Origin of the sequence: Streptomyces sp. NPDC057939 (assembly GCF_042887545.1) — a bacterium.
Taxonomy (GTDB): domain Bacteria; phylum Actinomycetota; class Actinomycetes; order Streptomycetales; family Streptomycetaceae; genus Streptomyces.
This window is the reverse complement of record NZ_JBHVPG010000021.1, coordinates 98,756-110,266: the sequence shown is the minus strand read 5'-3', so window position 1 is coordinate 110,266 and position 11,511 is coordinate 98,756. Positions and strand designations below refer to the sequence as shown.

General features: G+C 70.6%; 13 protein-coding genes. 2 read left to right on the top strand and 11 right to left on the bottom strand.

What is annotated here, in order from left to right; all coding sequences use genetic code 11:
• Positions 1 to 44 precede the first annotated feature (44 nt).
• Positions 45 to 1,601 (top strand): ABC transporter substrate-binding protein, encoded by a 1,557-nt coding sequence (locus ACFVS6_RS22980; protein ID WP_389706378.1) that lies wholly within the window; start codon positions 45 to 47, stop codon positions 1,599 to 1,601.
• A gap of 40 nt (positions 1,602 to 1,641) precedes the next feature.
• Here ACFVS6_RS22980 and ACFVS6_RS22975 read toward each other — a convergent pair whose 3' ends face one another.
• Positions 1,642 to 2,154 carry a MarR family winged helix-turn-helix transcriptional regulator gene (locus tag ACFVS6_RS22975; RefSeq protein WP_389706376.1) on the bottom strand — a complete coding sequence of 171 codons (513 nt, stop codon included), beginning with the start codon at positions 2,152 to 2,154 and terminating at the stop codon, positions 1,642 to 1,644.
• 107 nt (positions 2,155 to 2,261) lie between these two features.
• On the opposite strand from ACFVS6_RS22975, the gene ACFVS6_RS22970 reads away from it, so the two are divergent.
• Positions 2,262 to 3,578 carry an MFS transporter gene (locus tag ACFVS6_RS22970; RefSeq protein WP_389706374.1) on the top strand — a complete coding sequence of 439 codons (1,317 nt, stop codon included), beginning with the start codon at positions 2,262 to 2,264 and terminating at the stop codon, positions 3,576 to 3,578.
• A 37-nt stretch (positions 3,579 to 3,615) separates the two neighbouring features.
• Here the strand turns inward: ACFVS6_RS22970 and ACFVS6_RS22965 are convergent, their stop codons facing one another.
• The 10 genes from ACFVS6_RS22965 to ACFVS6_RS22920 all read right to left on the bottom strand — a co-directional run bounded on the left by ACFVS6_RS22965 (position 3,616) and on the right by ACFVS6_RS22920 (position 11,027).
• Positions 3,616 to 4,347, bottom strand: a complete 732-nt coding sequence (locus ACFVS6_RS22965) for a TetR family transcriptional regulator (protein WP_389706372.1) — start codon at positions 4,345 to 4,347, stop codon at positions 3,616 to 3,618.
• An 11-nt stretch (positions 4,348 to 4,358) separates the two neighbouring features.
• Complete coding sequence (locus tag ACFVS6_RS22960; RefSeq protein ID WP_389706370.1) at positions 4,359 to 4,784, bottom strand: thiol-disulfide oxidoreductase DCC family protein; 426 nt, start codon at positions 4,782 to 4,784, stop codon at positions 4,359 to 4,361.
• Between the two features lie 3 nt (positions 4,785 to 4,787).
• The gene (locus tag ACFVS6_RS22955; RefSeq protein WP_389706369.1) at positions 4,788 to 5,192 is read right to left on the bottom strand and encodes a hypothetical protein; all 405 of its coding nucleotides are present in this window, start codon (positions 5,190 to 5,192) and stop codon (positions 4,788 to 4,790) included.
• A gap of 148 nt (positions 5,193 to 5,340) precedes the next feature.
• Positions 5,341 to 6,108: an alpha/beta fold hydrolase gene (locus tag ACFVS6_RS22950; RefSeq protein WP_389706367.1), complete on the bottom strand. Its 768-nt coding sequence runs from the start codon at positions 6,106 to 6,108 to the stop codon at positions 5,341 to 5,343.
• A 77-nt stretch (positions 6,109 to 6,185) separates the two neighbouring features.
• On the bottom strand, positions 6,186 to 6,707 hold the full coding sequence (locus ACFVS6_RS22945; RefSeq protein ID WP_389706366.1) for a hypothetical protein: 522 nt from the start codon (positions 6,705 to 6,707) through the stop codon (positions 6,186 to 6,188).
• A gap of 127 nt (positions 6,708 to 6,834) precedes the next feature.
• The gene (locus ACFVS6_RS22940) at positions 6,835 to 7,602 is read right to left on the bottom strand and encodes a succinate dehydrogenase iron-sulfur subunit (protein WP_389706364.1); all 768 of its coding nucleotides are present in this window, start codon (positions 7,600 to 7,602) and stop codon (positions 6,835 to 6,837) included.
• Entirely contained in the window at positions 7,602 to 9,356 is a 1,755-nt protein-coding gene (gene sdhA, locus ACFVS6_RS22935) for a succinate dehydrogenase flavoprotein subunit (protein ID WP_389706363.1), read from the bottom strand. Before sdhA ends, ACFVS6_RS22940 begins: the two co-directional genes overlap by 1 nt.
• A gap of 23 nt (positions 9,357 to 9,379) precedes the next feature.
• Positions 9,380 to 9,862, bottom strand: coding sequence for a succinate dehydrogenase hydrophobic membrane anchor subunit (locus ACFVS6_RS22930; protein ID WP_389706361.1), 483 nt, complete (start codon positions 9,860 to 9,862; stop codon positions 9,380 to 9,382).
• A 5-nt stretch (positions 9,863 to 9,867) separates the two neighbouring features.
• The gene (gene sdhC / locus ACFVS6_RS22925; RefSeq protein ID WP_389706358.1) at positions 9,868 to 10,248 is read right to left on the bottom strand and encodes a succinate dehydrogenase, cytochrome b556 subunit; all 381 of its coding nucleotides are present in this window, start codon (positions 10,246 to 10,248) and stop codon (positions 9,868 to 9,870) included.
• Positions 10,249 to 10,400: 152 nt separating this feature from the next.
• Positions 10,401 to 11,027 (bottom strand): 2-oxo-4-hydroxy-4-carboxy-5-ureidoimidazoline decarboxylase, encoded by a 627-nt coding sequence (locus tag ACFVS6_RS22920; RefSeq protein ID WP_389706356.1) that lies wholly within the window; start codon positions 11,025 to 11,027, stop codon positions 10,401 to 10,403.
• Positions 11,028 to 11,511 lie beyond the last annotated feature (484 nt).

The window sequence follows — 11,511 nt, the reverse complement described above, 5'->3', positions numbered from 1 at the left end:
TGACCGATAGTCGGATACCTAGTTCGAATAGCGGGGTTCAGGGGATGCGGTCTGTCCGCTTGAAGGTCATTGCGGCAGGTCTGGTCCTGGCCGCCGCGGGCGTCGGCGGGTGGCAGTTGCTGCCCACCGGGGACGACGGCAAGGCAGTGATCCGGGTCGGGACGACCGACGTCGTTTCGGCGCTCGACCCGGCCGGCGCCTACGACGCCGGCTCCTGGGCCCTGTTCAGCAACGTCTACCAGTCGCTGCTGACCATCAAGCCGGGCTCCGACACCCCCGTCCCGGACGCGGCCTCCTCCTGCAAGTTCGTCGGGCAGAAGCTGACGACCTACCAGTGCGAACTCCGCCCGGACCTGAAGTTCTCCGGTGGCCGCGCGATCACCGCCGAGGACGTGAAGTTCTCGTTCGACCGGATCAAGCGGATCAACTCCGAACAGGGTCCGGGCCCGCTCTTCAACACCCTCGCGTCGGTCCGGGCGGAGGGGCGCACCGTCACCTTCAACCTGTCGGCCGGGGACGCCACCTTCCCCTTCAAGATCGCGACGGGTGCGGCCTCGATCGTCGACAGCGAGAAGTACCCGGCCGACGCGCTCCGCGAGGGCGACGCGGTCGACGGCAGCGGCCCGTACTCCCTCGGCGCGTACGAGCCGGGCACGAGCGCCGAGCTGAAGCCGAACCCGGCCTACAAGGGGCAGGGCAGGCCCGCGCGGGCGAACGTCACCGTCCGGTACTTCAAGGACTCCGCCGACCTCGACGAGGCCTGGCGGGAGCGCAAGGTCGAGGTCGCGCACCGCGACATGCCGCCCGAGGTCCTCGCGGGCCTCAACCCGGGCATGAAGGACACCCGCTACCAGGCCTCCGGCGGTACGGAGACCCGCGGCGTGGTCTTCAACGTGCGCCCGGGCTCGGCGGTGGCGAAGCCGGCCGTGCGCCAGGCGGTGGCGGCCGTGCTGGACCGCTCGAAGATCTCCGGGGAGGTGTACAAGGGCACCGTCACCCCGCTCTATTCCCTCGTTCCGGCGGGCATCGCGGCGCACAGCACGCCCTTCTTCGACGCGTACCCCTCGCCGAACGGGACGCTCGCCCGCAAGCTCCTCAAGGACGCCGGGATCACCGCGGCCGTCCCGCTGACGCTGGGCGTCAACGCGCGCGGCGCGAACGTGGCCGAGGCCGCGGAGATCAAGCGGCAGCTCGAATCCACCGGCCTGTTCCAGGTGACCGTCAAGCCGGTCGAGGCGTGGGCCGACTTCCAGAAGGGCTACGCGGCGGGGGAGTACGACGCCTACACGATCGGTTGGATCGCCGACTTCCCGGACGCCGACAACTTCCTCGCGCCGCTCGTCGGCGCGGGGTCCAGCATGAACAACGGCTTCTCCGACAAGGCCGTCGACGACCTGATCACCCGTACCCAGTCCTTCTCGGACCGGGCCGGGGCCGCCGCGGACTTCCGCGAGTTGCAGAAGGTCGTCGCCCAGCAGGTCCCGATGCTGCCGATCTGGCAGAAGAAGGACTACGTCCTGTCCCGCGAGGCCGTCACCGGCGCGCAGTACCTCTCCGACGGCACGGGCGTGTGGCGCCTGTGGGAGCTGAACCGGCTCTGACGGGCGGCCGGATCCCGAGCGGGCCCCGACCGGAGCCCGCTCAGTCGAGCGCCGGCGCGTCCCCGTGGGCCAGTAGGAGGGTGCGCAACGCCTCGGCGAGCGCGGCCGTCCCGTCGCGCCCCAGGGGGGCCAGCAGCCGGGCGTAGTGCTGGAGGTGGGCCTCCATCACCTTCCCGCTGGTCTCCAGGCCCCGTTCCGTGAGCCGGATGCGCACCGAGCGCCGGTCGACGTCGTCGCGCACCCGCTCGACCAGACCCTTGGCCTCCAGCCGGTCGATGCGGTTGGTGATGGCGCCCGAGGTCACCATGGCGGCGGGGAGCAGGGCCCCGGCGGTCAGCGCGTACGGGGGTCCCGACCGGCGCAGGCTGGCCAGCACGTCGAACTCGCCCACCTCCAGACCGTGTTCCGCCATGAACGTCTTGAGCTGCTTGTCGATGATCCGGGTCATCCGCTGGATCCGCCCCACCGCCTCCACCGGCCACAGGTCGTCCGCCAGGTCGGGGCGCTCCGCGGTCCACTGGCCGATGACGTGGGCCACCATGTCGTTCTCCATGCCGAAAGAATACCTCAATGTTAAGAGACTTGACGTTGAGGTAGTGGGCCTGTTTTTATCTCAACGTTGAGATGATCAATGTTGAGAGAAGCGAGGTCGGGTTTCCCATGTCCACCACCCACCGCCCGAGCACCACACCGGCCACCCCCGCCGCCCGCGGCGCCAGGACCGCGCCGGCCGCGGCCCCCGCGAACACCATCCGGGCCGCGGCCCCCGCGAACACGGCAGCCGCCCCCGCGGGCCGCCCCGTTCCCGCGCTCCTGCTCGCCCTGCTGGCCGCGCCCCTGGCCGCGGGGGCCAACGCGCCGGTGCTGATCGTCCCCGACATCGCCGGTTCCCTCGGGGCTCCCACCGGCGCCGTCGCCCAACTGCTCACCGCCTTCGGCTGGGCCGTGGCCGTCGCCACGCCGCTCCTGGCCGGACTGCTGCGCCACCGCGGTACGGCCGCCCTGCTGCGACTGTCCGCCGCCCTCGTCCTGGCCGGCGCCCTGATCGTCGTCGTCTCCCCGTGGCTGCCGCTCACCCTGGTCGGCCGTTGCGCCCAGGCCGCGGGCGGCGCCGGGTTCGTCGCCGTCGCCATCGGCCTCGCCGGAACCGCCCGCCGGATGGGCGTCGTCAGCGCCGGCTTCGGCGTGCTCGGGGCGTCCGGGCCGCTCCTCGGCAGGGCCCTCGCGGACGGCGCCTCCTGGCGTCTCGCCCTCGCCCTGCCGGTGGTCGCCCTGCTCGCCGTCCCGGCCGTCGGCCGCCGCGCCGCCGAGGTGCGGGCCGCGTCCGCGCCCGCCCCGGGCCGCTTCGACGCCCGGGGCGCCGCCCTGCTGACCGCCCTCGTCACCGCCCTCGTGCTGCTGGCGACCGCTCCGCTCGCCGCCCTGGGCGCGGCCCTCGCCGCTGCCGTACTGCTCGTCCTGCACGTACGCCGCCGCCCCGAGGGCTTCGTACCGGTCGCGTTGCTCCGCAAGCCCGTCTTCGTGGTCTCGGCGCTGCTCGCCCTCACCGTGTCGACGTCCTACTTCACGGTGCTCCTGTCGGTGCCCCGGCTGCTCGCCGACCGCGCCGGCTGGGATCCGGCCGCCGTCGGGACCGGGCAGCTCCTCGCGCTGCTCGCCGGATCCGCCCTGTCCTGGCCGCTCGCCGCCGCCTCGGCCCGCATGAGCCGCGCGGCCGTCCGTACGGTGCTGGTCGCGACCGGGGCCGCCTCGGCCCTGACGGCGGTCCTCGCGGACTCGGGCCCGCTGCTGCTGGCCGCCACGGCGGCGGGCGTGTTCACCGCCACCGCCGCCAACGCCGTCCTGTCCACGCACGCGGTGGCCGCCGCCCCCGACGCGGGCCGACGGCCGGCGGCCATCGGCCTGTTCACCCTGGCCTACCAGCTCGGCGGCGCCTTCGGTCCGGCCGCCGCCGGCCTCCTGGTGCTCGGGGCGTGAAGCCCCTGGGGCCCGGGGCCCCGCCCTCCCGGGTCGGCTACGCCTCGTCGGGGTGCGGGTCCGAGGCCCGCTTGCCGCGCGAGACGGCCGTCTGGGCCATGCCCGGCAGGAAGTCCGCGAACAGCTCGTGGACCTCGCGCACCAGCGGCCGCAGCACCCGGAACCGGGCCAGGACGATGCCCCGGGTCGTCAGTTGCGCGCCGCGCTCCGCGAGCCGCCTGGTCTTCTGGCTGTCCGGCGAGCGGTCGAAGACCCAGTACAGGACCAGCCCCATCTGCGAGAGCCACATCAGCTCGGGCAGTACGTCGGCCAGTTCGTCCGGAACCTTCGTCTTCGCGCCGGCCAGCACCTCGCGGTGCATGTCGATCGCCGCCTTGCGCGCCGGCTCGGATTCCGGCGAGAAGGGGCTGAGCGGGCTCTCGGGGTCCGCCGCGTTCTTGAAGAACTGGGAGGCGAACTCGTGGTAGGGCGCGGCGATGTCCAGCCACGACGTCAGTACCCCGGCGAGCCGCTTCTGCAGGTCGGTCTCCCGGTCCAGGATCGGCCGGACGGCCGCCTGGTGGGCCGCGCCGATCCGGTCGTAGAACCCCTGGACCAGGTGTTCCTTCGACTCGAAGTAGTAGTAGGCGTTGCCGACCGAGACCCCCGCCTCCTTGGCGATGCCCCTCATGGTCGTCTTGTCGAAACCGCGCTCCTGGAAGAGCCGGAGCGCGGTTTCGAGGATGAGCGTCCGGGTCTGCTCGCTCTTGGGCGCCTTCTGATCTGTCACGGTGTCCGACCTTATCGGGGTGTGGGGCACTGCTCGTCACAGAGTGCGCCCCCGGGCTCCGCTCGCGGATCGGTCCGTACCGCGTGCCGTACGGCGGCGGCCGTGTGCATGGCCGCCTTGGCGAAGGGTCGACCGGCCGGTGTGGCCAGCCAGTTCGCCTTCGGCCGGTGCTCGGCGAGCGCCCACAGGCAGACGATGAAGGCGTCCGTTCCGCTCCACACCTGCCCCTTGTCGCCGACCACCGTGATGTCCCGGAGGGTCGCCGCGTGGTCCAGCCGGGGGAAGCGGTGCCGCGCCTCGTAGGACGCGGCCGGCACGAGCCGCAGCGGCACGAGCCACCGCTGCGAGAGCAGCCAGTGCCGGATGTGCACGCAGACCGGGCAGTTGGCGTCGTAGAGGACGGTCAGGTGCCGGACGGGCGCCGACGACGGTCCCATCGCTCAGACCCCGGCCTGCGGGGTCCAACCCTGCGGGGCGACCGGCGGGGTGTGCTGGCGCTCCATGACGCCCCGGCGGCGCATCCTGTTGAGCACCCACACGTTCCCGAGGTGCATGACGCCGAGCACGAGCAGGACGACGCCGAGCTTGACCGACAGTGCCTCGAAGAGGTCGCGGGCCTCGCGGATGTCCTCGCTCGACCGCAGGTAGAGGGTCACGAACCCGATGTTCACGAGGTAGAAGCCGACCACCAGGAGCTGGTTGACGGCGTCGGCGAGCTTCTCGTTCCCCTGGAGGACGTCGCCGATGAAGACCCGGCCGTTGCGGCTGAGCGTCCGGGCCACCCAGACGGTGAGTCCGATGCTGATGAGCAGGTAGATGACGTACGCGACCACGGTGAGGTCCATTGCCCCAGCCCCTTTGAACGTGTTCAACTGCTGACGTCCTTGACTGTAGACCTCTTTTTGAACAGGTTCAAGCCCGGTTTTGAACGGGTTCAGGGTTGTGGGTCGCGTGGTGGCGCCCGCGACGCCACCACGTCCGCCCGAAGCAGCCCTACCGGGCCGGGGCGCCGAGGAAGTCGAGCAGCAGGGCGGTGATCTCCCGCGGCCGCTCCAGCGACGGCAGGTGCCCCGCCCAGGGCAGTTCGCGGTGCTCGGCGCCCGGGACGAGGGCGGGGAGGTCGGCCGGGATGCGGCGGTAGCAGGGGAGGTCGTGGGCGCCGCCGATCGCCAGCACCGGTGCGGTGACGGTGCCCAGGTCGATGTCGGGCTCGGGGAGTTCGTGGTCCCCGGTGTCGGCCAGGGCGCCCTTGATGTTGCCCAGTTCCATGTCCCGGACGGCGGCGTGCGCGGCTGCGTCGGCCTCCGGACCGAGCCAGGTGCGGGCGGTCAACTCCGCCGCGCCCTCCAGGTCCCCGGCGGCCAGCAGGGCGTCCGTGGCCGCGCCGTACGCGCGCACCTCCGGTCCGTCCGGCGACAGCCCGGGCCGGCCCGGGCAGAGCAGCGCCAGGCGCGAGGCGCGCTCCGGGTGCAGGGCGGCGATCCGCAGGGAGATCCTGCCGCCGTAGGAGGAGCCGACGAACGCGGCGCGGTGGATGTCGAGTCGGTCCAACAGGGCCAGGACGTCGCCGTGGTCGCTGTAGGGGGCGTCGGCGGCGGGGGACTCCCCGCACGTACGGAAGTCCGCGCGGACGACCCGGAAACCGGCCTCGGCGAGCGGCACCCACTGGGGGTCCCACATGCGCCGGTCGCAGACGGAGGAGTGCAGCAGGACCACGGCGGGCGCGCCGACGGGCCCGGTCACGTCATGGGAAAGGATCATGACGCGATCCTCCCGTGGCCGGGAGCCCGTCGCCACCGGGTTCGGACCCGGGCGCCGGCGGTCGGGCCGGCCCGGCCTCAGATGCTCAGCGACCGGGCGTGGTTGAGCTGTCCCATGACCCACTGCATGGCGTACGCGTCGGTCGCCGGGATCATCGTCGAGTGGTGGCGGCCGCCGCTGGTGACCGTGACCTGGATGTAGCCGGTGGTCACCTTCTCCTTCATCAGCAGGAACAGCAGGCCGACCAGGCAGAACAGGGCGAAGACGATGGCCAGCACGATCGCGTGCGTCGGGATCTTCTCCTCGGTGCGCGAGAAGTCGGTGGCGTTCCACATCGCGCCCCGGAGCGGCATCGTCCCCGAGGGCGTGATGATCTGGTCGCCCGAGATGGTGATGTCGCCCAGCGCGAACACGCCGCCCATCGGGCCGGGAACGGGTGCGGGCAGGCCCGCGCCCATGGTCGGCTGGTACGGCGCCGGCGTGGTCGGATAGGGCTGCGGGTAACCGTAACTGGGCTCGCCCGGGCCCCACGTGTAGTCACCCGGTCCGGGCTGCCCGCCCGGCCCGCCCGCATACGGATTCGGCTGCTGCTCACTCATACGGCCGATCTTTCCACAGCGGCCCGTGCCTCCGTACCCGCCCGGAGGCCGGCTTCGACGTTCGCCGCGACGCGCCGGAGGCCCGCACCCCCGAGGGGATACGGGCCTCCGGCGCGTCGATCAGGGATCAGAAGCGGCGCGTGATGAGGGCGCGCTTGACTTCCTGGATCGCCTTCGTGACCTCGATGCCTCGCGGGCACGCGTCGGTGCAGTTGAAGGTCGTGCGGCAACGCCACACGCCGTCCTTGTCGTTCAGGATCTCCAGCCGCTGCTCACCGGCCTCGTCGCGCGAGTCGAAGATGAAGCGGTGCGCGTTGACGATCGCCGCCGGGCCGAAGTACTGGCCGTCGTTCCAGAACACCGGGCACGAGGACGTGCACGCGGCGCACAGGATGCACTTGGTGGTGTCGTCGAAGCGCTCGCGGTCCTCGGCGGACTGCAGGCGCTCGCGCGTCGGCTCGTTGCCCTTGGTGACCAGGAACGGCATGACGTCCCGGTACGCCTGGAAGAAGGGCTCCATGTCGACGACGAGGTCCTTCATCACCGTGAGGCCCTTGATGGCCTCGACGGTGATCGGCTTCTCCGGGTTGATGTCCTTGATCAGCGTCTTGCAGGCGAGCCTGTTCTTGCCGTTGATCCGCATCGCGTCGGAGCCGCAGATGCCGTGCGCGCACGAGCGGCGGAAGGTCAGCGTGCCGTCGAGGTCCCACTTGATCTTGTGGAGACCGTCGAGCACGCGCTCCTTCGGGTCGATCTCGACCTGGAAGTCCTGCCAGGTCGACTCCTCCGAGATCTCCGGGTTGAACCGGCGGATCCGGAACGTGACCGTGATGAACGGCGAGGCGGCGGCCGCCGCCTCCATCTGGTCCGTCTTGGACATGGTCGGGGTGGCCATCAGTACTTACGCTCCATCGGCTGGTAGCGGGTGACGACGACGGGCTTGTAGTCCAGCCGGACGGAGTCCTTGCCGTCGGCGTCGACCTCGCGGTACGCCATGGTGTGGCGCATGAAGTTGACGTCGTCGCGGTTCGGGTAGTCCTCGCGGTAGTGACCGCCGCGGGACTCCTTGCGCGCGAGCGCGGACACGGCCATGACCTCGGCCAGGTCGAGCAGGTTGCCCAGCTCGATGGCCTCCAGCAGGTCCGTGTTGAAGCGCTTGCCCTTGTCCTGGACGGACACGTTCTTGTAGCGCTCGCGCAGCTCCGCGATCTTGTCGACCGCCGTCTTGATGGTCTGCTCCGTACGGAACACCATCACGCAGGCGTCCATCGTCTCCTGGAGCTCCAGACGCAGGTCGGCGACCCGCTCGTGGCCCGTGGAGTTGCGCAGGTGCTCGACCAGGTCGGCGACCTGCTGCGCCGGGTTCTCCGGCAGCTCGACGAAGTCGTGCGCGTGGGCGTACGCCGCCGCGGCGATGCCCGAGCGCTTGCCGAAGACGTTGATGTCCAGCAGCGAGTTCGTGCCCAGACGGTTCGCGCCGTGCACCGACACGCAGGCGACCTCGCCGGCCGCGTACAGACCCGGGACGACGGTGGTGTTGTCGCGCAGGACCTCACCCTCGACGTTGGTCGGGATGCCGCCCATGGCGTAGTGCGCGGTGGGCTGGATCGGGATCGGGTCCGTGTACGGCTCGATGCCGAGGTACGTACGGGCGAACTCGGTGATGTCCGGGAGCTTCGCGTCGAGCTGCTCCGGCGGCAGGTGCGTCAGGTCCAGGTACACGTGGTCACCGGCGGGACCGCAGCCGCGGCCCTCACGGATCTCCGTGTAGATGGAGCGCGAGACGACGTCACGGGACGCGAGGTCCTTCATGACCGGCGCGTACTTCTCCATGAAGCGCTCGCCGTCCTTGTTGCGGAGGATGCCGCCCTCACCGCGGGCGCCCTCCGTCAGCAGGATGCCCATGCGCCAGATGCCCGTCGGGTGGAACTGGAAGAACTCCATGTCCTCCAGCGGCAGGCCCCGGCGGTAGCAGGCCGCCTGGCCGTCACCGGTGAGGGTGTGCGCGTTGGAGGTCACCTTGAAGAACTTGCCGGTGCCGCCGGAGGCGTAGATGACGGACTTCGCCTGGAACACGTGGATCTCGCCGGTGGCGAGCTCGTACGCGACCACGCCGGCCGACTTCGTGACGCCGTCCTCCTCGACCAGGAGCTGGTCCAGGACGTAGAACTCGTTGAAGAACTCCACGCCCTCCTTGACGCAGTTCTGGTACAGCGTCTGGAGGATCATGTGGCCGGTGCGGTCCGCGGCGTAGCAGGACCGGCGGACCGGCGCCTCGCCGTGGTTGCGGGAGTGCCCGCCGAAGCGGCGCTGGTCGATGGTGCCGTCCGGGGTGCGGTTGAACGGCAGGCCCATCTTCTCGAGGTCGAGGACCGCGTCGATGGCCTCCTTCGCCAGGATCTCGGCGGCGTCCTGGTCGACCAGGTAGTCACCGCCCTTGACCGTGTCGAAGGTGTGCCACTCCCAGTTGTCGTCCTCCACGTTGGCCAGGGCGGCGGCCATGCCGCCCTGCGCGGCGCCCGTGTGGGAGCGGGTGGGGTAGAGCTTCGTCAGCACGGCGGTGCGGCTGCGCTTCGTCGCCTCGATGGCGGCGCGCATGCCGGCGCCACCTGCGCCGACGATGACGGTGTCGTACTTGTGGATCTTCATGGGATTCGCCTCAGCCCCGTTGCCTAGCGGATGTTCGGGTCGAAGGTGAAGATCACCAGCGTGCCCAGAAGGATGGTGAACACCGTGGCGGCGTAGAGCAGGCCCTTCAGCCACAGCCGCGTGTTGGCGCGCTCCGCGTAGTCGTTGATGACGGTACGCAGACCGTTCGCGCCGTGCAGCATGGCCAGCCACAGCATCAGCAGATCCCAGATCTGCCAGAACGGGGACGCCCAGCGGCCCGCCACGAAGGCGAAGCCGATCTTGGAGACGCCGCCGTCCAGCACCAGCTGGATGAGCAGGTGCCCGATGACGAGCACGACCAGGACGATGCCCGAGAGGCGCATGAAGAGCCACGCGACCATCTCGAAGTTGCCCCGCGTCGAGCGCGGGGTCTTGCCGGTCCGCTTGCGCGGGGCCTCGATGTACGGCGCCGGGTTGTCGACGTCGTAGAGGGACACGCCCTCGACGTCGCCGATGCCCTTTTCGAAAGAAGTGTCAGAAGACATGCGTGTCACTTCCCGAACAGTTCGAGGTAGGCGTGGCCGAGGACGGGGTACAGCGCCCCGATCATCAGTACGACCCAGACGCCCACGACGGTCCAGAGCATCTTCTTCTGGTGACGGGGACCCTGGGACCAGAAGTCCACAGCGATGACACGGAGACCGTTGAGCGCGTGGAACAGGATTGCGGCGACGAGGCCGTACTCCAGCAGCGCGACGATCGGAGTCTTGTAGGTAGCCACGACATCGTCGTACGCCTCGGGGGAGACGCGGACGAGAGCGGTGTCGAGGACGTGTACGAACAGGAAGAAGAAGATGAGGACGCCGGTGACTCGATGAGCCACCCAGGACCACATTCCTTCCCGGCCGCGGTACAACGTTCCAGCCGGCACGGAAAACCCTCCGGAAGCGGGGCGGGGGCCAGCCGGCTTCTTTGTCGGTCGGGCCCGGCCGGGTACGGTCCTCCGGCCCCGGACATCGTAGCGACGCTTTGTCGGTTCCCTTGCGCGGGGGCCATCGGTGTGATCAAACAGGCACGGACGGACTATCCCACAGGGGCGAATAGCCCGAAATCAGCCTCATTTGGTCCACCGTCGGGGACCGTCCCGGTCGAGCCGTCCGGCAGCGAGGGCAACCTTTCCAACAGACGGACGAGCCGGCCGCGGGCGACGAGGCGCAGTTCCTCGGCCGAGATCGAGCGTTCCTCGTCGATCTCGTGAGCCATTCTCCGGCGGATCGCGGCCAGCAGCTGGTCCACCTGCTCCTCCGGCGGGTGGCCGTCCAGGCAGATCACGAAGGCGTGCCGGAAGGTGCGCTCGTACTCGGCGCGGGCCGCGTCCAGGGCCAGCATCGCCGCGTACGGGGCCCCGTGTCCGAGCTCGGCCGAGGTCTCCGCGGCCAGTGCCTCGGTCAGGTCGGCCTGCGACATGTCGTACGAGGCCTCCTCCGCGGCCGCGAGCAGCGAGGCGGTGTCCGGGTAGGGGCGGTGGGTGGCCACCCGGTGCGCCCAACGCCGGCTGCCGCAGCAGTGCAGCAGGGCCGCCTGGGCGGCTTCGGGGGTCAGGGAGTTGAAGCGCGCCGGCCCGGGGCCGGAGGCCGTGCCGCGGACCTGTGCCGGAAGGTGGCTGGACAGCGGAGGTCTCCTCGGGGCGTGGCGGGGGTGTACCGCCACGCTAGCCACCTCGGGCGGGGAGTGTCGTACCCGTGCGGGGATTTCACCCGGAAGAGAGCCGAAAGGATGAGTTGTGTCGCGCCGGCCGGGCCGTCCGGCGGTGTCCGGTGATGTCCCGCGATGCCTCGTGGCCGGATCGGGCCGGTGCGTGGCAGGGTGCGCGGGAGGATGTGCCGGAGAGGAGGACGACCGAGGCCGCCACCCCCGGCCGCATTGGCGCACTATGGGCCCTCTGAGCTGGGGTTTCCTTGTTGTTAGGGGGTTGGGTCAACCCCGTCCGTTCATGCCCTGATCTCAGTGTTTCGGGCTACTTACGGGTGCTGATGGTCACGCGTTGGTCATGCGGCCAACGCGTGGCACCAGTCGCTGAGGCCGGTCTTAGCGCTGGTCAACCTGCCGGACAGCAGGGATCCTCCTCACCCTGATCCCTCGATGTGATCTCTGCCACTGCGCCATTTGTACGCAGGGGCCGCTCGTGGCCAAG